This window comes from Vibrio sp. 10N.222.51.C5 (assembly GCF_041474575.1).
GTDB classification, from domain to species: Bacteria; Pseudomonadota; Gammaproteobacteria; order Enterobacterales; family Vibrionaceae; genus Vibrio; species Vibrio crassostreae_C.
In genome coordinates, this window is record NZ_JBFRUJ010000024.1 from 78,812 (window position 1) to 79,109 (window position 298).

The 298-nt window shown below is 48.3% G+C and carries 1 protein-coding gene; it reads left to right on the forward strand.

Annotation, left to right across the window (positions count from 1 at the left end):
- The coding region (locus tag AB4558_RS09060; RefSeq protein WP_372158683.1) for a hypothetical protein at positions 1-298 on the forward strand (298 nt) is incomplete at both ends.

Consider the following 298-nt stretch of genomic DNA (forward strand, 5'->3'; position numbering starts at 1 on the left):
CAGAGCCAGAGCCAGAGCCAATCCGTGCTGCAAACATGCCAGAGATTATTCCGAATGAATTTGGTGTGCCACAAGACGATGATTGGCTGATTGAAGATGAGGCGTCTGAACCAGAAGCATTAGCGGAAGCTGACGTAACACCAGAGCCAGTAACACCTGTCGCTGAACCTCAGTTAGATGAAGAACCGCAAGTTGAAGCTACACCACAAACGGAAGTAGCAGAACAAGCTGAAGTTCTAGGACAAGAAAGCGCAGAAGAATTCTCGTTTGACGACTTCGAGCTACCAGAGTTTGGTGA